18 protein-coding genes are annotated in these 20,322 nt (G+C 71.1%); all 18 read right to left on the bottom strand.

Annotated elements, in window-relative coordinates:
* Window positions 1–38: 38 nt before the first annotated feature.
* On the bottom strand, window positions 39–308 hold the full coding sequence (locus ACWDUM_RS18460) for a hypothetical protein (RefSeq protein WP_450135040.1): 270 nt from the start codon (window positions 306–308) through the stop codon (window positions 39–41).
* Window positions 309–358: 50 nt separating this feature from the next.
* Window positions 359–1,201: a DivIVA-like cell division protein Wag31 gene (gene wag31, locus ACWDUM_RS18455; RefSeq protein ID WP_450114735.1), complete on the bottom strand. Its 843-nt coding sequence runs from the start codon at window positions 1,199–1,201 to the stop codon at window positions 359–361.
* 147 nt (window positions 1,202–1,348) lie between these two features.
* The gene (locus ACWDUM_RS18450; protein ID WP_450114821.1) at window positions 1,349–1,636 is read right to left on the bottom strand and encodes a YggT family protein; all 288 of its coding nucleotides are present in this window, start codon (window positions 1,634–1,636) and stop codon (window positions 1,349–1,351) included.
* A gap of 120 nt (window positions 1,637–1,756) precedes the next feature.
* Window positions 1,757–2,371, bottom strand: coding sequence for a cell division protein SepF (locus ACWDUM_RS18445; protein WP_450116124.1), 615 nt, complete (start codon window positions 2,369–2,371; stop codon window positions 1,757–1,759).
* A gap of 50 nt (window positions 2,372–2,421) precedes the next feature.
* Complete coding sequence (locus ACWDUM_RS18440; protein WP_450135039.1) at window positions 2,422–3,162, bottom strand: YggS family pyridoxal phosphate-dependent enzyme; 741 nt, start codon at window positions 3,160–3,162, stop codon at window positions 2,422–2,424.
* On the bottom strand, window positions 3,155–3,883 hold the full coding sequence (gene pgeF, locus ACWDUM_RS18435) for a peptidoglycan editing factor PgeF (protein ID WP_450135038.1): 729 nt from the start codon (window positions 3,881–3,883) through the stop codon (window positions 3,155–3,157). Before pgeF ends, ACWDUM_RS18440 begins: the two co-directional genes overlap by 8 nt.
* A gap of 11 nt (window positions 3,884–3,894) precedes the next feature.
* Window positions 3,895–5,124, bottom strand: coding sequence for a cell division protein FtsZ (gene ftsZ / locus ACWDUM_RS18430; protein WP_450135037.1), 1,230 nt, complete (start codon window positions 5,122–5,124; stop codon window positions 3,895–3,897).
* Between the two features lie 260 nt (window positions 5,125–5,384).
* Window positions 5,385–6,077 carry a cell division protein FtsQ/DivIB gene (locus ACWDUM_RS18425; RefSeq protein WP_450135213.1) on the bottom strand — a complete coding sequence of 231 codons (693 nt, stop codon included), beginning with the start codon at window positions 6,075–6,077 and terminating at the stop codon, window positions 5,385–5,387.
* Window positions 6,078–6,160: 83 nt separating this feature from the next.
* Window positions 6,161–7,624, bottom strand: a complete 1,464-nt coding sequence (murC, locus tag ACWDUM_RS18420; RefSeq protein WP_450116130.1) for a UDP-N-acetylmuramate--L-alanine ligase — start codon at window positions 7,622–7,624, stop codon at window positions 6,161–6,163.
* Between the two features lie 59 nt (window positions 7,625–7,683).
* Complete coding sequence (murG, locus tag ACWDUM_RS18415; RefSeq protein ID WP_450135036.1) at window positions 7,684–8,826, bottom strand: undecaprenyldiphospho-muramoylpentapeptide beta-N-acetylglucosaminyltransferase; 1,143 nt, start codon at window positions 8,824–8,826, stop codon at window positions 7,684–7,686.
* A 2-nt stretch (window positions 8,827–8,828) separates the two neighbouring features.
* Window positions 8,829–10,556: a putative lipid II flippase FtsW gene (gene ftsW / locus ACWDUM_RS18410; protein ID WP_450135035.1), complete on the bottom strand. Its 1,728-nt coding sequence runs from the start codon at window positions 10,554–10,556 to the stop codon at window positions 8,829–8,831.
* Window positions 10,543–11,991 carry a UDP-N-acetylmuramoyl-L-alanine--D-glutamate ligase gene (gene murD, locus ACWDUM_RS18405; protein ID WP_450135212.1) on the bottom strand — a complete coding sequence of 483 codons (1,449 nt, stop codon included), beginning with the start codon at window positions 11,989–11,991 and terminating at the stop codon, window positions 10,543–10,545. Before murD ends, ftsW begins: the two co-directional genes overlap by 14 nt.
* A gap of 125 nt (window positions 11,992–12,116) precedes the next feature.
* Entirely contained in the window at window positions 12,117–13,196 is a 1,080-nt protein-coding gene (gene mraY / locus ACWDUM_RS18400; protein ID WP_450116117.1) for a phospho-N-acetylmuramoyl-pentapeptide-transferase, read from the bottom strand.
* Entirely contained in the window at window positions 13,193–14,704 is a 1,512-nt protein-coding gene (locus ACWDUM_RS18395) for a UDP-N-acetylmuramoyl-tripeptide--D-alanyl-D-alanine ligase (RefSeq protein ID WP_450135034.1), read from the bottom strand. The genes mraY and ACWDUM_RS18395 overlap by 4 nt, the downstream gene beginning before the upstream one ends.
* Window positions 14,701–16,350 carry a UDP-N-acetylmuramoyl-L-alanyl-D-glutamate--2,6-diaminopimelate ligase gene (locus ACWDUM_RS18390; RefSeq protein WP_450135211.1) on the bottom strand — a complete coding sequence of 550 codons (1,650 nt, stop codon included), beginning with the start codon at window positions 16,348–16,350 and terminating at the stop codon, window positions 14,701–14,703. Before ACWDUM_RS18390 ends, ACWDUM_RS18395 begins: the two co-directional genes overlap by 4 nt.
* Window positions 16,351–16,533: 183 nt before the next feature.
* Window positions 16,534–18,363: a peptidoglycan D,D-transpeptidase FtsI family protein gene (locus tag ACWDUM_RS18385; RefSeq protein ID WP_450135210.1), complete on the bottom strand. Its 1,830-nt coding sequence runs from the start codon at window positions 18,361–18,363 to the stop codon at window positions 16,534–16,536.
* A 65-nt stretch (window positions 18,364–18,428) separates the two neighbouring features.
* Window positions 18,429–19,265 carry a hypothetical protein gene (locus ACWDUM_RS18380; protein WP_450135033.1) on the bottom strand — a complete coding sequence of 279 codons (837 nt, stop codon included), beginning with the start codon at window positions 19,263–19,265 and terminating at the stop codon, window positions 18,429–18,431.
* Window positions 19,262–20,218, bottom strand: a complete 957-nt coding sequence (gene rsmH / locus ACWDUM_RS18375; RefSeq protein WP_450116126.1) for a 16S rRNA (cytosine(1402)-N(4))-methyltransferase RsmH — start codon at window positions 20,216–20,218, stop codon at window positions 19,262–19,264. Before rsmH ends, ACWDUM_RS18380 begins: the two co-directional genes overlap by 4 nt.
* Window positions 20,219–20,322 lie beyond the last annotated feature (104 nt).

Genomic DNA, 20,322 nt, shown 5'->3' with positions numbered 1-20,322 from the left:
GGTGATGGCCGGATCAACGCCGTGTCTGACATCCGATTCTAGTCGGAGCCGTCAAATCGCCCCGGCCCGTCTCGTAGATCAGGGGCCGGGCCGCCGGGCGAACCCTTGCCGTCGGCCGAGTGGTGCCCTCCGCCCCCGGCGTCGGTGTCCGGTGCGGTGCCGCCGCGCAAGGAACTCACCAGCAGCAACACCGCACCGACCACGCAGACCACGATGCATCCCCAGGCCCACACGACCGAGCCCGTCATGAGGGCGACCACCAGCAGGGCGAACCCCACTGCCGCCATCGCAAGGGTCAGGACCAGCATCTATGCCCCCTGCCACGAGCCGTCACGACCGCGGCCCTATCGGGGCCCGGTCAGTTGTTCCCTTTGGCGAACGACTTGGAACCCTCGGACCCGAAGCTCTCCTGGCCGCCGTCGACGGGGACCGCCGAACCGCGCTGCTCGAGCTCCTCCAGCTGCGACTCCAGGTAGGACTTCAGGCGCACCCGGTACTCGCGCTCGAACGTCTTGAGCTGCTCGATCCGACCCTCCAGCACGCTGCGCTGCTGGTTGATCGTCGCCATGATCTCGGTGTGCTTCTTCTCGGCGTCGGCCTGCAGAGCGTCGGCCTTCTCCTTGGCCTGCCGCAGCTGGGTCTCCGAGCGGGTCTGCGCGTCGGCGAGCAGGGCCTCGGACTTCTGCTTGGCGTCGGAGATCATCGCCTCCGAGCGGGTCCGGGCATCGCTGACGAGCTGCTCGGAGTTCGAGCGGGCGCTCGACACGAGCTGCTCGGATTCGCTCTTCGCGTCGCCGGTGAGGCGGTCGGCCATCTCCTGAGCGAGGCCGAGGATCTTCGCGGCCTGCAGGTTGGCCTCCTCGGCGCCGCCGGCGCGGGAGGGCGCAGGCGCAGGGGCCGGGGCGGGAGCGGGAGGCTTCGGCGCCTCGACCACCGGGGCCGGAACCGGGGCGGGTGCAGGGGCCGGGGCGGGCGCCGGCGCAGCGGCTGCAGCGGGACGCGGCGCCTTCTTGGCGTCCGCGAGCTCCTGGTCGAGCTCACCGACACGCTGGCGCAGGTCCGCGTTCTCCTCGATCAGGCGGGCGAGCTCCTGCTCGACCAGGTCGAGGAAGGCATCTACCTCGTCCTCGTTGTAGCCACGCTTTCCGATCGGAGGCTTGCTGAACGCGACGTTGTGAACATCAGCTGGTGTCAGCGGCATGGAAGGATCCCTTCGCGCATCTGTTGGCGGTCAAGCAAGCATTCAGTTATGGCGCATCCACTGCAGGACCACGTATTCACGTTGTAACTGCGGGTCATTCTTCCACACCCGCCCCTTCAGCCAGCGCCAGTCCCCTATTCGTGCACGTCACGCGGCAAGTCCCTGAGTGACCTGCATCAGGATGAACACGACGAAAAGCAAGACCATGATTGATAGGTCCAACCGAACACCGCCGAGGGAGATCGACGGGATGAGTCGCCGTAGCAACTTGATCGGCGGATCCGTGACCGTGAATATCGCCTCGAGAACGACGACGACGAAGCCCGTCGGCCGCCAGTCCCGGGCGAATGTCCGGATGAACTCCACGATGATTCGGCCGATGAGAAGCAGCCAGAACACGAACAGCACGAAGTAGATCACCGCGAACAAGGGCACTCCACCACTCTGCCTGACGTGTCCGACACTCTCAAAACCGGGCCGTTCAATGCCAGGTGCGACCGGGTCCACCCGGTCGCACCCCTCACATTGCTACTGCCGAGACCCGGCAGTACCTGGTCATTTCTGATTGTAGAAGCCGTTCTCCGCGATCCGGCGGCGCTCCTCGGCGGAGACGTCGATGTCCGCCGGTGAGAGCAGAAACACCTTCGTGGCCACCTTGTCGAACGAGCCACGCAGCGCAAACGCCAGGCCGGCGGCAAAGTCGACCAATCGCTTGGCGTCCGCGTTGCTCATCTCGACCAGGTCCATGATGACCGGGGTGCCGTCGCGGAACCGCTCACCGATGATGCGCGCCTCCCCGTAGTCCCGGGGGCGCAGCGTGGTGATCTTCGACAGCGGCCCGCCCTCGTCGAAGACCGGGGCGCGCCGGCTCTCGATCCGCGGCTGCGTGTTGACCGCCAGCGATCCGTGCGTCGACGTGGGACGGGGCGCGGAGCCCACGGACGGACTCGGCCGCGAGGAACGCGGGGGCAGCGGCTCCATCCGCCGGGGAGCGGGCTGCCGGTCGTCGATGTCGTCGCGTCCGCCGTAACCGGGGTCGTCGTATCCGCCGTCGACGCCGTCCTCGTATCGGCTTCGCGGGGCCCGACGAGGCTCGTCGAGGTAGTCGTCCTCGTAGTCCTCGAGCGGAACCATGCCGAAGTAAGCCTTGAACTTGTGCAGAGTGCTCATCGATCGACCTTCCTTGGCGCGGCGGATAATCGGTCGGGACGCCGATCAGTTCATTTCGAGGCTATCGGCCTCGAACCCAACAGAGCGGTTCCGACACGCACGCACGTTGATCCGTGTCGAACCGCACTCTCGAGGTCTGCGGTCATCCCCGCCGACAACATGCGCGCGTCCGGATGGTCACGCAACACGTCCTGGTGGGCGGCCGCGAGTGTAGCGAAAGATTCGTCGGGGGCGGCGCCCAGCGGCGGGACCGCCATCAATCCGCCGAACACGAGACCCTCTGCGGCGGCGGCCCGTTCGGCCAGCGCCGCCAGTTCCGGCAGCGGAACGCCGCCGCGCTTCGGGTCGCCGTCCAGGCTCACCTGCAGCAGCACCCGCAGCGGTCCGCTCCGCTCCCCCGCGCCCTGCGCCGCGACCGCCGCCGACGCGAGCGCGTCGACCAGCCGCTCACTGTCGACCGAGTGGACCGTGTCCGCCCACCGCGCGACGGCGCGAGCCTTGTTGCGTTGCAGGCTGCCGATCATGTGCCACTTGGCATCACTCAGCTCGGCCAGCTCGGCCACCTTCGCGGACGCCTCCTGCTCCCGGGACTCGCCGAACTCGCGGCACCCCAGGTCGTACAGGATCCGGGCGTCCGAAGCCGGGAAGAACTTCGTCACCGGCAACAACTGCACCTCGCCCGGCGCACGCCCGGCTGCAGTGCAGGCCAGCGTCAACCGGTTCCGCACCGCGGCCAGCGCGGTCGCGATCTGCGCGGCGCGATCCGGCTGCCCGGTGTCGCCCTCAGTCACCGTCGATCGGCTCCATCCAGATCGCCCCGCCGATGCGTCCGGTGACTCCGGACCGGCGGTAGCTGAACAACATCCGGTCCTCGATTGTGCACCGCGGATCCTCGGCGACGCCGCCGACACCGGCCTCGAGCAACTGGCGACGCAGACCTGCGCGCAGGTCCAGGCCGGGTGTGCCGCGTTCGGTGGTGGTGGCGCTGCCGGGCAGATGGGCCTCGACATCGGCCTGCATCGCCGCGGGCACCTCGTACTGCCGCCCGCTCGCCGCCGGTCCGAGGAACGCGCCGATGCGGGAGATCTCGGCGCCCTGCGCGATCATCGCGTCGAGTACCCGCGGCACGATGCCGATCCTGGCGCCGACCCGACCGGCGTGCACCGCGGCGATGACCCCGGCCTCGTCGTCGGAGAGCAGCAACGGCACACAGTCCGCGGTCAGCACGACCAGCGCCAGGTTCCGTTCGGTGGTGACCAGCGCGTCGGTCGCCTCGACCGGCGCGTCGACGGGACCGGTCACCACGGTCACGTTCCGGCTGTGAATCTGCTCCATCCACACCAGCCGCTCGAACGGCAGCCCGATGCCGGCGGCGAGCCGACGCCGATTGGCGTCGACCGCCGCCGGATCGTCACCGACGTGGTCACCGAGGTTGAACGAGTCGTACGGCGCCGCGGAGACACCGCCGGCGCGGGACGTGACGACTCGACGAACCCGAACCGCAGGTGCCACGGAAACAGCCGTCACCGGCGCATGAAGTCGGGAACGTCGACGTCGTCGTCGCCGTCCTCGTCCTGGACCGGCACCGCGCGCGCCTGGGTACCGACCGGGATCGGCGGCAGCGCCGCGGGGGCGGGCTCGCGGCGCGGCTCCCGCACCTCCGCGCTGTGCTGCGGGGTGTGCGACACGGGCGCCGCCTCCTCCGCGACCGGTGAACGGCCGATCTCCCCGGCGCGGGCGACGCCGATGGTGCCGCGACCGGAAGCCTGCTGCTGCTGCGGCGGCGCCTCGGCACGCCGCACCGGCGCACCGCCGTCGAACCCGGCCGCGATCACCGTGACCCGGACCTCGTCACCGAGCGAGTCGTCGATGACCGTGCCGAAGATGATGTTGGCGTCGATGTGCGCGGCCTCCTGCACCAGCGAGGCGGCCTCGTTGATCTCGAACAGGCCGAGATCCGAGCCTCCTGCGATGGACAGCAGCACGCCGCGCGCACCCTCCATCGACGCCTCCAGCAGCGGCGAGTTGATGGCGGCCTCGGCGGCCTGGATCGCACGCCCGTCACCGCGGGCCGAACCGATGCCCATGAGCGCGCTGCCCGCACCGGACATGACGCCCTTGACGTCCGCGAAGTCGACGTTGATCAGGCCGGGCGTGGTGATCAGGTCGGTGATGCCCTGGACACCGTTGAGCAGCACCTCGTCGGCGGAGCGGAACGCGTCCATCAGGGACACCGCGGCGTCGCCGAGCTGGAGCAACCGGTCGTTCGGGATGACGATCAGGGTGTCGCAGGACTCTCGCAGAGCCTGGATGCCGTTGTCGGCCTGGCTGCCGCGACGCTTGCCCTCGAACGAGAACGGGCGGGTGACCACGCCGACCGTCAGCGCGCCGAGCTTGCGCGCGATCGAGGCGACGACCGGCGCGCCACCGGTTCCGGTGCCACCACCCTCGCCTGCGGTGACGAAGACCATGTCGGCACCCTTGAGCACCTCTTCGATCTCGTCCTTGTGGTCCTCGGCGGCCTTGCGGCCGACCTCCGGATCCGCTCCGGCACCGAGTCCGCGGGTCAGTTCACGTCCGACGTCGAGCTTGACGTCGGCGTCGGACATCAGCAGGGCCTGGGCGTCGGTGTTGACCGCGATGAACTCGACTCCCTTGAGTCCCTGCTCGATCATGCGGTTGACCGCATTCACACCGCCGCCGCCGATACCGACGACCTTGATAACGGCGAGGTAGTTGTGCGGGGGCGTCATGGGCTCTCGCCTTCCGTGTATGTGTGTTCGCGCTGGGTGTTACCGGCGATGCTGACGTTACTTGTGGCGCTGAGGTTACTGGTGGTGCAGGTGCCCTTCACCACCAGGTGGATCGGGTAAACCCTCAACCTCAACCATAGACTTACAGTTATGTCAAGTGGATGACTGAGCCGAAACGCTACGGGCGGGTGCCGTACATGCCCAGCAGGCGCGCCGACGGACACGCCGATTTGTCGACGGACCGTGTGCCGCAGGGATCGTCACCGGATGGTCGGCAGGTCAGGGCTCGACACGTCGTACACCTTCCCCGGCTGACCGAGCAACGGCACGGCGATCGCCGCCTTGCGGTCCGACGAGTCCGCACTCCCCCACACCAGCTCCCGACCGTCGGCGAGCGTCAGGTGGATGTCGGACAGCGACCCCGCCGACACCTCCGTCACCTGCGGGCGCAGTTGCGGGGGCAGCGCGTTCAGCGCGGTCAGCGCGTCCACCGTCGCCGGATCGTCCCTACCCGGCGACGCCACCTTCAGGCGGGGAACCCCCGGTGGCGCCGGTTCGATCGCATACGCGACGCCGGACGCGTCCATCAGGTGAGTGCCCTCCGGCATGTCGTAGAACACCGCGGGCACCCGTTCGACCACCGTGACGCGGATCGTCGACGGGTACTGCCGCTCGACGCGGGCGTGGTCGACCTTCGCGATCGACGCGACGCGCTGCGCCGCCGCACCCGTGTCGACCCGCAGCAGGGGCTGGCCGACCGGTATCGCCAGCGCGGCGAGAACCTCCTCGCTGGGCACACCGACGTTCCCGACGACCGAGATCGTGCGCGCCGACAGCAACGGCGTCAGCCAGAGCACCAGACCGAGCGCGACCGCCACCGCCACCGCAGCCGCGGCGAGATAGATCGGCTTGCGCTTCCGGCGAACCGCGGGCGACGCGGACCCGGCCCGGATGCGGGTCGGACGGGCCTTCGAACGGGCGGGTTCCGGGCGACGTGCTCCCTCGGCTTTCGTCGCCCGCGTTCCCCGCGGCCGGTTCACACCGACTCCCCGGCCCGTCCCGTCGCGTCCGGGCGCGACCGCGACCCGGCCGGAGCCGCGGCGAGGGCACCGAGAATCTCCTTGCCCAGCATCGTCACGTCACCGGCGCCCATCGTGATGACCACGTCACCGGGACGAGCCAGTCCGGCGATCTGACGCGGCGCCATCGACAGGTCCGGCTGGTAGTGCACGGGCCGCGTGACCGCCTGCGCAACCAGCGCGCCACTGACACCGGGCAGCGGCTTCTCCCTCGCCCCGTACACGTCGAGCACGACCACCTCGTCGGCGAGGTCGAGTGCGCCACCGAACTCGGTCGCGAACGCCGCGGTCCGCGAGTACAGGTGCGGCTGGAACACCACCAGTACCCGTCCGCCGGAGGTGCGCACCAGTTCCCGCGCCGCCTCGAGCACCGCGCGGACCTCGGTCGGGTGGTGGGCGTAGTCGTCGAACACCCGGACGCCGTTCTCCCGGCCGGTGTGCTGGAAGCGGCGATGCACCCCACCGAATCCGCTGATCCCGTCGACGATCTCGTCGATGTCGGCGCCGGCCTCGCGGGCCGCGAGCAGCGCACCCAGTGCATTCAGTGCCATGTGCCGGCCGGGGACGGACAGCCGCAGTGCCCGAGGCGCGGCCTCACCGGCGAGCTGGACGTGCGCCACCCCGCCCACGTCGCGCGGTTCCCAGGACAGCAGCTGCGCCTCGAGCGGGACGGCGCTCTCCGGACCACCGGGGCCCGCCGCGTCACCGCTGCCGTAGCCGAGCACGCGGATCGGCAGACCTCGCGCGACGACCCGCTCGGCCAGGGCCGCCGACCCGGGGTCGTCGAGGCACACGACCAGCACGCCGCCCGGCACGATCCGGTCGGTGAAGTCGTCGAACACCTGGACGTACGCCTCGGCGCTGCCGAAGAAGTCGAGATGGTCGGCCTCGACGTTGGTCACGATCACCACGTTCGGGCCGTATTGCAGCAGCGACCCGTCACTCTCGTCGGCCTCCGCGACGAACACGTCGCCGGACCCGTGGTGGGCGTTGGTTCCGGCCTCGTTCAGTTCTCCGCCGACCGCGAACGACGGATCGACACCGCAGTGTTGCAGCGCGACCACGAGCATCGACGTCGTCGACGTCTTGCCGTGCGTGCCCGCCACCAGCAGCGTCCGGTGCCCCTCCATCAACGAGGCCAGCACCGCGGGCCGCAGGATCACCGGGATGCCGCGTTCGGCGGCGGCGACGAGTTCCGGGTTGTCCTTCGGGATCGCGGCATGCGTGGAGACGACCGCGGTCGGGCCGCCGGGCAGCAGGTCGAGTGCGCTGGCGTCGTGCCCGATGCGCACCTGTGCGCCCCGCGCCCGCAACGACAGCACGGTCCGGCTCTCCTTGGCGTCCGACCCGGACACCTGGCCGCCGCGAGCCAGCAGGATGCGGGCGATGCCGGACATCCCGGCACCGCCGATGCCGACCATGTGCACGCGCTCGAGATGCGCGGGCAACCCCGTTGCCTTCGTACCGCCGGAGTTCGTGCTCACAGCTGTCCACCCTTCGCCACCTCGAGAACGACCCGCGCCACCGTGTCCGCCGCGTCGCGGTGCCCGGCCCCCGCCGCCGCGGCCCCCATCGCTGCGAGCCGATCCCCGTCGCGCAGCAACGGCACCACCGTGTCGGCGACGAACGCCGGAGTCAGGTCGGCGTCCGCGACCAGCAGACCGCCGCCGGCCGCGACGACCGGCTCGGCGTTGAGTTCCTGTTCCCCGTTGCCGTGCGGCAGCGGCACGTACACCGCGGGCAGTCCGACGGCGGAGATCTCCGCGACGGTCATCGCGCCGGACCGGCACACCGTGGCGTCGGCGGCCGCGAGCGCCAGGTCCATCCGCGTCAGGTACGGCACCGCGACGTACGGCGCCGCAGGGTTGTGCTGGGTGACCTCGAGGGTGTTCTTCGGTCCGTGGGCGTGCAGCACCGAGATCCCCGCCGCGGCGAGCGCCTCGGCGGCGCCGGAAACCGCCTCGTTCAGCGAGCGGGCCCCCTGCGATCCGCCGGTCACCAGGAGAACGGGCCCCTCGTCGGGCAACCCGAAGTGCTCCCGCGCCTGCGCCCGCAGACCGGCACGGTCGAGGCCGGTGATCGACGAGCGCACCGGGATGCCGACGATTTCGGCGTCGCTCCGGCCGCGGGCGGCCACTCCCGACCCCGGCACCGCCGCGAGGACGCGCGTCGCGACCCGGGCGCCGATCTTGTTCGCGATGCCCGCACTGGCATTGGCCTCGTGCACGACGACCGGGACGGCGCGACGCCTGCGGGTGATCCCCTTGCCCGCGGCGAGATACGCAGGCAGCGCGACGTACCCGCCGAACCCGACGATCACGTCGGCCTGCACCGCGTCGAGCACCTCGCGGGTGCGACGCACCGAGGCGCGCACCCGGCCCGGCAACCGCAGCAGGTCCATCGTGGGTTTGCGCGGCAGCGGCACCGGCGGGATCAGTTCCAGCGGGTATCCGCGATCGGGGACCAGCGTGGTCTCGAGTCCGCGTTCGGTGCCGAGAGCGGTCACCGTCACCGACGGGTCGAGTCGCCGCAACGCGTCGGCCACCGCCAGTGCCGGCTCGATGTGTCCGGCGGTACCACCCCCCGCGACGACGACGGACAGTCCGGACGATCTACCGCTCACACTCACCTACGAAACCCTCGTTCACCAAAGCCACGGTCACGGTCTTCGCGACGTCCGGACGACCGGTCCCGCCGCGGGTCCGATGCTAGTGCCTGCCGACGGCGCGGGTCCGGCCCCTGTCCCTGTGGAGCCCGGCGACCCTGCTGCTCCCGGCGACGCTGCTCCTCGCGGCGGCGCTGCTCGTCGCGACGATGCTGGTCCTCCCGGCGGCGCCGCTCCCGCTGCTGCGCGGCGCGGCGCTGCGCCTCCCGCTGCGCGGCCCGCTTGCGGTCGGCCTTGTCCGCCGCCTCGCGACGCGCGGCGGCGGCCTTGCCCGGCGAGTACTGCTCGGGCTTCGGCAACCGCAGCAGCCGACCGAATCGGCCGTCCTGACCGGCGTGCAGCGCAGCGACGGCCTCCGGTTCGTGCCGGGCGGCGTTGGCGATGATGCCGAACATCAGCAGCGTGATCGCCGTGGAGGTGCCACCGGCCGACACCAGCGGCAACTGCTGTCCGGTGACCGGCAGCAACCCGATCACGTACCCGATGTTGATCATCGCCTGCGCGAGGATCCAGGTGGTCGCGGTCGCGGTGAGCAGCCGCAGGAACGGGTCCACCGAGCGCATCGCGATCCGCAGGCCCGCGTAGACGAACAGCGCGAACAGTCCGAGGACCGCCACACAGCCGATGAAGCCGAGTTCCTCGCCGATGATCGCGAAGATGAAGTCGTTGTGGGCGTTCGGCAGGTAGTTCCACTTGGCCCGCGACTGGCCCAGGCCCCGACCGAACAGGCCGCCGTCGGCCAGCGAGAACTTCGCCTGGCGGCTCTGGTAGTTCGCGCCCTGCGGATCGTCGCCGGGATTCAGGAAGCCGAAGATGCGGGCGGCCCGGTAATCGGCCGAGAAGGCCAGGGCCAACGCACCGACCCCGACGCCGATCACCGCGCCCCCGAACAACTTCGCAGGCAACCCGGCGAACCACAGGAGGGCGCCGACCACGATCACGAACGTGACGGTCGTCGAGTAGTTCGGCTGCAGGATGACCAGCAGCGACGCCAGCAGCGCACCCGGGACCAGTGGGATGAGCAGTTCCTTGACGGGTGCGCCGGGGCGCCGGGTGGCCAGCACGTGCGCGCCCCAGATCACGAGCGCGACCTTCGCCAGCTCGGACGGCTGGAAAGACAACGTCCCGAGCGTGAACCAGCGGCGCGCACCGCCCGACATCGTGCCGATGCCCGGGATCAGGACCAGGAACAGCATGATCAGTGACACCACGAAGGCGGGCAGGGCGAGCTTGCGCAGGACGTGCACCGGGATGCGCAGGGCGAGGTAGAACAGCACGGCGCCGAGCAGGGCGTAGATCACCTGGGTGGTGAACATGCTGTATGCCGACCCGGTGTCCGCGTACGCCTCCACGCTCGACGCCGAGAGCACCATCACCAGGCCGAGGACGGTGAGCAGCGTGGCGATCGTGACGATCAGGTGGAACGACGCGAGGGGCCGCGACAGCCAGGCACCGAACCGGGCGCGGACGCCGCTCAGCGACAGTGCGGACCGGCGTGGATCGGTACCGCCGGAGGCCTTGCGGGCAGCCGGACGCCCCTTGGCGCCCGCTGCGGGGCGGCGGCCCTTGTCGCCGGCCGCAGGAGTGCGGCCCTTGTCGCCGGCTACGGGGCGGCGGCCCTTGTCGCCGGCCGCAGGAGCGCGGCCCTTGTCACCGGGTGCGGGGCTGCGCCGCTCAGCCGTCGACATGGTCCTGGTCGCCCGGCAGCGCGCGCACGGCGTCCGCGAAGCTTCGTCCGCGGTGGCCGTAGTCGGTGAACATGTCGAGCGAGGCGGCGGCAGGCGCCAGCAGCACGGCGTCGCCGGGTGCCGCGACCTCGGCGGCGACCTGTACCGCGCGCGCCATCACCGCTTCGGGCGCGTCGGTCGAGGTCACCAGCTCATCGTGCCCCTCTTCGATGCGCCGGACGGGGACCTGCGGCGCGTGTCGGGCCAGTGCGTCCGCGATCTCACCGGCGTCGCGACCGAACAGCACCGCCGCGACGAGCCGGTCGGCGACCTCGGCGACCAGGTCGTCGACGTGCGCGCCCTTGAGCAGTCCGCCGGCGATCCACACCACCCGCTGGTGCGCGAGCAGCGAGGTTCGGGCCGCGTGCGGGTTGGTGGCCTTCGAGTCGTCGATGTAGGTGACACCCGCGACCTCGGCGACCGGGGCCGCGCGGTGCGGCCCGACCTGGTAGTTCCGCAGCCCGTCCCGCACCGCGGTCGCGGGCACGTCGACGGCGCGCGCGAGGGCGGCGGCGGCGAGGGCGTCCATCAGCCCGGCGGGTCCGGCCGGGGTGACGTCCTCGACGGACGCGAGGGTCTCGCCCGTGGGCTCGGCCGCGAAGGCGCGGTCCACCAGCCGGTCTCCGTCGATGCCGAGTTCTCCGAGTCCGGGGACACCGAGCCGGAAGCCGACCGTGCGCTCGGCCCGGCTCCGATCGGACAGCGACGCGGCGACCGGGTCGTCGAGACCGAGCACCGCGACCCCACCGGTGAGTGCCTGCGCCTTCGCGTCGACATAGCCCTGCATGCCGCCGTGCCAGTCGAGGTGGTCCTCGGCGATGTTGAGCACGGCACCCGCGGTCGGGTGTACGGACGGCGCCCAGAACAGTTGGAAGCTCGAGAGCTCGACGGCCAGCGCCCGGTAGCCGTCGGGTGCGCGCAACGCATCGGTGACGGGCAGGCCGATGTTTCCGCAGGCCACGGCCGGGACGGCGGCCGCCCGCAGGATCGACTCGAGCATCGACGTCGTGGTCGTCTTGCCGTTGGTGCCGGTCACCACCAGCCATTGTCGGGCCGGACCGTACAGCTCCGCGCGGTCGACCCGCCACGCGAACTCGACATCACCCCAGATCGCGATGCCCGCACCGGCTGCGGCCGAGAGCACCGGGGAGTCCGGTCGCCAGCCCGGGCTGGTGATCACGTGGGCGAAGTCGACGACGGCGGCGGCCGCCTCGTCGGGCGTCGCGGTCGCAACGCCGTGCTCGGCCGCGGCAGTCGCGAGCGCCTCGGCATTGCCGTCGGTGAGGGTGACCTCCGCCCCGAGGTCACGAAGCGGGGCGATCAACGCCCGACCGGAGATGCCCGCGCCGGTGACCAGCACTCGAGCCCCGCGCAGCCGCGCCAGCTCCTCGGGCAGGGAAGGCGCGCCCTCGGGCGAAGCCTCGGGCAGGGATGGCGCGCCCTCGGGCGAAGCCTCGGGCAGGGATGGCGCGCCCTCGGGCGAAGCCTCGGGCAGGGATGGCCGTGTCGTCGCGGTCACCGTCAGTCCCCGACCACCGCGAGGTACTCGCTGTAGAACAGCGCCAGGCCCACCGCGGACGCGATCGCCGCCAACAGCCAGAATCTGATGATCACGGTCGTTTCGGCCCAGCCACCGAGTTCGAAGTGGTGGTGGAACGGCGCCATTCGGAACACCCGGCGCCGGCTGGACCGGAACACCGCGACCTGCACCACCACGGACGCCGCCTCGGCGACGAACAGTGCGCCGACGACGACCATCAGCAGTTCGGTACGGGTGACGATGGACAGGCCGGCGAGCAGGCCACCGAGGGCCAGCGAACCGGTGTCGCCCATGAAGATCTTCGCGGGCGCCGCGTTCCACCACAGGAAGCCGATGCAGGCGCCTGCCGCGGCGGCGCAGATCAGCGCCAGGTCGAGCGGGTCGCGCACGTCGTAGCAGCCCTTGGCCGGGTTCGTCTCGCACGCGTTGCGGTACTGCCAGAACGTGATGACGGTGTAGGCGCCGAGCACCATCGTCATCGATCCCGCGGCCAGTCCGTCCAGGCCGTCGGTCAGGTTCACCGCGTTGGACCAGGCACTGACCAGCAGGTACACGAACAGGATGAACACCACCGACCCCATGGTCACGGTGGTGATGTCCCGGACGTACGACAGGTGCGTACTGCCCGGCGTCAACCCGGACGCTCCACGGAACTGCAGTGCGAGGACACCGAACAGGACCGCGGCGATCAGCTGGCCGACCAGCTTCGCGGTCTTGTTCAGGCCCAGGTTGCGCTGCTTGCGGATCTTGATGAAGTCGTCGAGGAAGCCGACCGCGCCGAGGATCGTGGTCAGTCCGAGGACCAGCAGCGCGGAGGCGCGCGGGCCGTCGGCGTCGTAGCCGATGCCGATCAGGTGCGATCCCCAGTAGCCGGCCCAGAGGCCGATGATGATCGCGACGCCACCCATCGTGGGGGTGCCGCGTTTGGCCTGGTGGCTGGCCGGGCCCTCGACCCGGATCTCCTGTCCGAAACCCTGACGGGAGAACATCTTGATCAGCACCGGGGTCAGCAGGATGGACACCGCGAGCGCGATGCCACCCGCGAAGAGGATCTGTCTCACCGGTCGTGCTCCTCGTTCGTCTCGGGGTCGTCCACAGGCGGGTCCGTCAGAAGCGCGTCGGCCACCGTCCACAGGCCCACCGACTGCGATGCCTTGACCAGCACGATGTCGCCGGGCCGCACCTCACGTCGCAGAATCTCGAGCGCCGCGTCCTGGTCGGGCACGAGGATCGACTCCTCGCCCCAGGACCCTTCCATCACCGCGCCCTGATGCATGCCTCGCAGCGGCCTGCCCTCGCCGACGACGATCAGCCGGGTCACGTCCAGGCGGACCACCAGTCGGCCGATGGCGTCGTGCTCGACGACGGTGTTCGGGCCGAGTTCGGCCATCTCGCCGAGCACCGCCCAGGTGCGTCGCGGCTGCGCGCCGGCGCGGCTCATGGTGACCAGCGCCTTGAGCGCGGCCCGCATCGAGTCGGGGTTGGCGTTGTAGGAGTCGTTGACGACGGTGACACCGTCGTCGCGGGTACGCACGTCCATCCGCTTCGCCGACACCGCGCGGGCGGCGCCGAGCGCAGTCGCGACCTGCTCGATGCTCGCGCCGCATTCGAAGGCGACGGCGGCGGCGGCGAGCGCGTTGCCGATCTGGTGTTCGCCGTGCACGCCGAGGGTGATCCGGGCGCTGCCCTGGGTGGCGACGAGAGTGAATTCGGCGCGCGCCTGGTCGTCGAGGTGAACGTCGACCGCGCGCACGTCGGCCGACGCGGACTGCCCGACCGTGACGACGCGGGCGCGGGTGCGCTGCGCCATCGCGGCGACCAGCAGGTCGTCGGCGTTGAGGACCGCGACACCACCGTCCTCGGCGGACGGCAGCGCCTCGACCAGCTCACCCTTCGCGGTCGCGATCGCCTGCTGCGAGCCGAACTCGCCGAGGTGCGCGGTCCCGACGTTGAGGACGACACCGATCCGGGGCGGCACCGTCGCGGCCAGCTGCGCGATGTGCCCGATCCCCCGGGCCGAGAGTTCGAGCACCAGATAGTCGGTGCCGGCGTCGACGCGCAGCGCGGTCCACGGGTGACCGAGTTCGTTGTTGAACGATCCGGGCGGCGCAACGACCGACCCCAGCGGGGCGAGCACCGCGGCGAGGAGGTCCTTCGTGGACGTCTTGCCGGACGAGCCGGTCACGCCGACCACGGTCAGACCCGAAAGCTCCGTGGTCACCGCGTGTGCGAGCCGGCCGAGTGCCGCGAGCACTGCGGCGCCCGACCCGTCGGTGTCGTGTTCGAGGGCCATGGCGTTGCTGTCCGACGGGCCGAGCGGGGCGACGACGATCGCGGGCACCCCGACCGGACGGGCCGCGAGCACCGCGACCGCGCCGGCCTCGATCGCCGCGGCAGCGTGGTCGTGACCGTCGACGCGGGCGCCGGGCAGCGCCAGGAACAGTCCCCCGGCGGTCACCTTGCGCGAGTCGAACTCGACGGTGCCGGTGACGGTGGCGTCCGGGTCCGCGACGTCGTGCAGGGTGCCGCCGACGATCTCGGCGATCCGGGCCAGGGACATTTCGATCATCGAGCCGCTCCGCTCACTCGGTCGATGGCTTCCGCGACGACCTCGCGGTCGTCGAATGGGTACTTCACCCCACCAATCTCCTGTCCGATCTCGTGTCCCTTGCCCGCGACGAGCACGATGTCACCGGGGCCCGCCCACTCGACGGCCGCGGCGATCGCCTCGGCGCGGTCGCCGATCTCACGTATCTCGCCGCGCCGGTCCTCGGGTACCGCCCGCGCGCCCTCGAGCAGCGCGGCCCGGATGGTGGCAGGGTCCTCGCTGCGCGGGTTGTCGTCGGTGATCACCAGCAGGTCGGCTCCACGCGCCCCGGCCTCACCCATCAGTGGGCGTTTGCCCTGGTCACGGTCTCCGCCTGCACCTACGACGACGGCGAGGCGGCCGCTGCTCTGGCCGCGCAGTGTGGCGATGACGGCCTCGAGTGCCGCCGGCTTGTGGGCGTAGTCGACGACCGCGAGGAACTGCTGGCCGCGGTCGATGCGCTGCACCCGGCCGGGCACGTCGACCTCGGCGAGCCCGCGGATCGCGTCGGCCGGCGCGACGCCGCACTCGTGCAGGACGGCGAGCGCGAGCAGCGCGTTGGCCACGTTGTACCGGCCCGGCAGGCGCAGCGTGGCGGTCAGGTTCTGCCCGTCGGGAGTGACGACCGCGAAGCTCTGGGTGCCGTCGGCGCTGGTGGTGACCCCGGACGCCGTCCACGCTCCCGTGCCGGTGGTGCTCACGGTGACGGTGTCGGGGCCGGCGACGGTCGCCATCTTCGCGCCCCACTCGTCGTCGACGCAGACGACCGCGCGGGCGGCATGCACCGTCGACGCCGGGTCGAACAGCCGCGCCTTCGCGGCGAAGTAGTCGTCGAGGTCACTGTGAAAGTCGAGGTGGTCCTGCGACAGGTTGGTGAACGCACCGACCGCGAACTCGGTGCCTGCGACCCGGCCGAGTGCGAGCGCGTGGCTGGACACCTCCATCACCACGGTGTCGATGCCGCGTTCGAGCATCGCCGCGAACAGCGCATGCAGCTGCGGCGCCTCCGGCGTCGTCAGCGCACTCGGGACGCGACGTCCGTCGATGCGGGTCTCGATGGTGCCGACCAGTCCGGGATGACGGCCGGCGGCGGTCAGTCCGGCTTCGACGAGGTACGAGGTCGTGGTCTTGCCCGACGTGCCCGTGATGCCGACGATCCGCAGCCGCTGCGACGGGTTGCCGTACACGGCGGCGGAGACGATCCCGAGCACCGCACGCGGATCGGGATGCACCAGCACCGGCAGCGGCGCCGCGGGCGGGGCGATCCGCTCCAGGCCGGCGGGATCGGTGAGGACCGCGACCGCACCCCGGTCGAGGGCGGTGGCCGCGAAGTCGGCGCCGTGGGCGCGTGCGCCCGGCAGCGCGGCGAACAGGTCTCCCGGCTGCACGCCCTGCGCCCGCAGGTCGATTCCCGTGACCGTGACGTCCGCCGAGTCACCGTGGTCCTGCGCGGCACCGCCGCCGTGAGCCCGGCCGGCACCGCCGCCGATCCACCGCAGTTCGGCGCCCACGAGCTCTGCCAGACCGGCCACGGCCGTGGACGGAGGGTGCGTCGGTCGCGGTCCGGGGGTCACAGCCGGCGGACCCGCCTCCGGGGTCACACTCGGCGGACCCGCCTCCGGGGTCACACTCGGCGGACCCGCCTCGGCGCTCTCGTTGGTCCCTTGCACGGGCAGGTGATTCCTCTCGAGGGTTCGGGTGGCGGGGTGGTCCGGTCGCGATGTCGGTCGACGGACCGACGTGTCACGTTACCGGCGTTGATCTGGAAACGGAGATTCGCATCCCGGTGGGGTGAGTACCGGCGAGCTCGGTCAGTCGGCCTGGAGCACCAGCTGCCGGCCCGGGTCCGCGGACAGCGGGATCTTGTCTCGTTGCAGGATCCACGCGGCGATGTTGTGGAACAGCGGCGCCGCGGACTGCCCGCCGGACCCGTCCGCGCTGCGAACCGGCGCGTCGAGCATGATCCCGATCACGAAGCGGGGCTTGTCGGCGGGCGCGATGCCGGCGAAGGTGATCCAGTAATTCGAGTTCGAGTAGCACTTGCAGCCGGGGTCGACCTGCTGCGCGGTACCCGTCTTTCCACTGACCTGGTATCCCTCGACCGAGGCGGCGGCCCCGGTGCCCTGCTGGTAGCCCATCGGGTCCCGCTGGGTGACCGATCGGAACATGTCGCGGACGGTGGCGGCGGTCTGCTCGCTGACCACCTGCACGCCCTCCGGGTGCTCGGTCGCGGTGCGGTTCCCGTCGGCGTCCACCGTGGCCCGCACGATCCGGGGCGGGATCCGCATCCCGTCGTTGGCGATGGCCTGGTACATCCCGGCCATCTGCAGCAGCGTCATCGACAGACCCTGGCCGATCGGCAGGTTCGCGAAGGTTCCGCCCGACCACTGGTCCCGGCTGGGCACGTCGCCGGCGCTCTCACCCGGCAGCCCGACCTCGGTGCGCTGACCGAGCCCGAACTTGCCGAGCATGTCCGCGAACCGGTCCTCCCCCACCCGCTGCGCCAGCATCAGGGTGCCGACGTTCGACGACTTCCCGAACACGCCGGTCGAGGTGTACGGGACCACTCCGTGGTCCCACGCGTCCTTGACGGACACCCCGGCCATCTGGATCGACCCGGGCACCTGCAGCACCTCGTCGGGAGTGGTCAGTCCGGCTTCGATCGCCGCGGCGGCGGTGACGATCTTGTTCACCGAGCCGGGTTCGAACGGGGTGCTGACGGCCAGGTTGCCCATCTCCCGTTTCACGTTGTTGCCGACGCCGATGGACGGGTCGAAGGTGTTGTCGTTCGACATCGCCAGGACCTCACCGGTGTGCGAGTCGAGGACCACCGCGGACGCGTTCTTCGCTCCGGAAAGGTCCTTGGCCTGCTGCACCTGCTGCTGCACGAAGTACTGCAGGTCCGCGTCGATGGTCAGTTCCACCCCGGAGCCGTTGACGGCAGGCTGCTTGTCCCGCCAGCTGCCTGGGATGACGGCGCCGTCGGAGCCGCGGTCGTAGGTCTGGGAGCCGTCGGTGCCGGCGAGGGTGGAGTCCATCGAGTCCTCGAGGCCGAGCAGGCCGTGCCCGTTCCAGCCGGTGGCGCCGACGAGGTTCGCGGCGAGCGCGCCGCCCGGGTACTCGCGGATGTCCTGCCGCTCGAGCCCGACCTCAGGGAACTCGTCGACGATCTTCGCCGCCACGTCGGGGTCCACGCCGCGGGCCAGGTACTCGAAGGTCAGGTTGCTCTTGAGCTTGGCGAGCACGTCCTTCTGCGGCGCCGCATCGCCGAGCTTGTCGTGGATGCCCTTCGCGATGGCCTCGAGCCGGTCGTCCACCTTGGGCTCCTCGCCCTTCTTCCGCGCGGCCTCCTCGATCTCCTTGCGGACCTTCGGCGGCTGGAACGTCAGCGCCTTCGCCTCCATCGTGAACGCGATCGGCTTGCCGTTGCGGTCGGTGATGGACCCGCGGGTGGCCGGGTCGACGAGGGTGGTCGAGCGCTGGTCCGCGGCCTCCGCGGACAGGCGCGGCGCCTGGACGCCCTGGATCCACAGCAACTGGAGTACCGCAATGCCGAGGGCGGCGAACATGACGAACCGGCCGGTGCGGTGCCGGAACCGGAAGCTCGTCGACTCGCCGAGATCGGCGCGCCGCGTCCGGATGTTGCCGGAACGGCGAACCCCGCCGCGCGGAGCTGTGCGACGGGGTTGGGAGGGGCGGCCTCCACTCACTGCGGACCGCCCTGGTTACCTGCCTGTTCTCCTCGCGCCATGGGGACCAATTGTCCATCCTGCGCTGCGGGTTGCTGCGGATTGCCTGCCTGCGGCGTGGCGGCCGGCGCCGGTGCGGCGATGACGGCCTGCGCGGCGGGCGCGGGGACCGGAGCCGCCGGCGCCGGGGACACCGGTGCGGGGGTGGCCGCCCGGGAGCCGACCGCGGGAAGATTCGCGGCGGCCAGTCCGGTCCCGCGGGCGGTGCCGGCGTTGAGGGTGGCCCCACCGGCAGGCGCGGCCGGTGCCGGCGGCGGCACGACCGGCGCGCCCTGTGCCGGCTTGGGATCACCGACCACGGTGACCGCGCCGTTGTCGGCGACGACGAGCCGGGCCACGTCCCTGGCCGGGATCATGCCCTGTGCGGCCGCCTTGCGGGCGAGCTCCGGCGCCGAGTTCGCGGCAAGGAAGTCGCGCTCCAACGCGGCCTTCTTCTCCACGAGTTCCTGGTTGTGCGCCTTTGCCGCGCTCAGCTTGTATGAGTCCTCGGCGGCCCGGGTGGTGAGCAGCAGCGTGATCGCCAGCCCCACCGAGAGGAGACCGATGATGGTCGCCACGAACGGGATTCGAGCGGTGAAGGCGCCCCGCTTGGTACGGGAGACGGGGGCCGTGATCGCGGCCCGCTGGTTGCGCTTGGCGTATGCGCGCTGGGCCGCGGTCGACCGGGAACCGGCCTGGGGCCGCGCGGTGGAGCGGTCGCCGGTGGTCGCCGGTGCCCGTCCACTGGTGCGGGGGCGGACCGAAGTCGTCGTGCCACGCTCGCGCACGGCAGCCGATCGCACGGGAACTGTCATGCCGTCGCCCTCCTCGAAATTCGTTCGGCACAGCGCAATCGCACCGGTGCCGCCCGCGGGTTCTCCTCGATCTCCTGCTCGCTCGCGCGCTCGGCACCGCGCGTGCGCATCTCGAACTCCGGTCCCATACCCGGCAACTCGACCGGCAGGCCCTCCGGGCTCCGGGACTTGGTGCGCGGGGTCAGCTCCTGCTTGACCAGTCGGTCTTCCAGGGACTGGTAGGACATGAACACCACGCGGCCACCGACCGCGAGCGAGTCGAGCGCCGCGGGGATCGCCGCGCGCAGCGAGTCGAGTTCGCCGTTGACCTCCACCCGCAGTGCCTGGAAGGTGCGCTTGGCGGGATGCCCGCCGGTGCGCCGGGTCGCTGCCGGAATGGACGCGTAGATCACCTCGACCAACTGCGAGCTGGTGGTGAACGGCTCGATCTTCCTGCGTCGCAACACTTCCGACGCGATTTTCCCGGCGAAGCGTTCCTCGCCGTAGGTACTGAGGACCCGGGCGAGCTCGCCGTGACTGTAGGTGTTGAGGATGTCGGCGGCAGTCTGGCCCCGGGTCGGGTCCATCCGCATGTCCAGCGGGGCGTCGACGGAGTACGCGAAACCGCGGTCGGCCTCGTCGAGTTGCATCGAGGACACCCCGAGGTCGAACAGGATGGCGTGTACCGACTCGACCTGGTCGTACCCCGCGATCTCGAGGGCATCGGCGATGCCGTCATACCTGGTGTGCACCAGGGTGACTCGATCACCGAACCGCTCGAGCCTGCCTCCCGCGATCTCCAGTGCGGCGGGATCGCGGTCGAGACCGATCAGGCGCAGTCCCGGGTACGCCTGCAGGAAGTGCTCGGAGTGTCCACCGAGGCCGAGGGTGGCGTCAATCATCACCGCACCCGACCCGTCCTCGGATTCGCGGGTGATCGCGGGCCCGAGGAGTTCCACTGCGCGAGTGAGCATCACGGGGACGTGACCGAACTCGGGGACCCGGCCGGAATCCTCCGCGGGCGGGTTCGCTTCGTCGTCCACGAGTTCTCCCTTGCGGTCCTGTTCGGTCTTCTGCG

It is taken from the genome of Rhodococcus sp. NPDC003322, assembly GCF_053589555.1.
This window is presented reverse-complemented; position numbering and strand designations above follow the sequence as displayed.

Coding starts and splice junctions, on each gene's coding strand:
- ACWDUM_RS18395 (WP_450135034.1), bottom strand. CDS start 14,704: ATGATCGAAATGTCCCTGGCCCGGATCGCCGAGATCGTCGGCGGCACC.
- ftsZ (WP_450135037.1), bottom strand. CDS start 5,124: ATGACGCCCCCGCACAACTACCTCGCCGTTATCAAGGTCGTCGGTATC.
- ftsW (WP_450135035.1), bottom strand. CDS start 10,556: ATGTCGACGGCTGAGCGGCGCAGCCCCGCACCCGGTGACAAGGGCCGC.
- ACWDUM_RS18460 (WP_450135040.1), bottom strand. CDS start 308: ATGCTGGTCCTGACCCTTGCGATGGCGGCAGTGGGGTTCGCCCTGCTG.
- wag31 (WP_450114735.1), bottom strand. CDS start 1,201: ATGCCGCTGACACCAGCTGATGTTCACAACGTCGCGTTCAGCAAGCCT.
- murC (WP_450116130.1), bottom strand. CDS start 7,624: ATGGTCGGCATCGGCGGTGCCGGGATGTCCGGCATCGCCCGCATCCTG.
- ACWDUM_RS18380 (WP_450135033.1), bottom strand. CDS start 19,265: ATGACAGTTCCCGTGCGATCGGCTGCCGTGCGCGAGCGTGGCACGACG.
- ACWDUM_RS18445 (WP_450116124.1), bottom strand. CDS start 2,371: ATGAGCACTCTGCACAAGTTCAAGGCTTACTTCGGCATGGTTCCGCTC.
- rsmH (WP_450116126.1), bottom strand. CDS start 20,218: ATGCTCACTCGCGCAGTGGAACTCCTCGGGCCCGCGATCACCCGCGAA.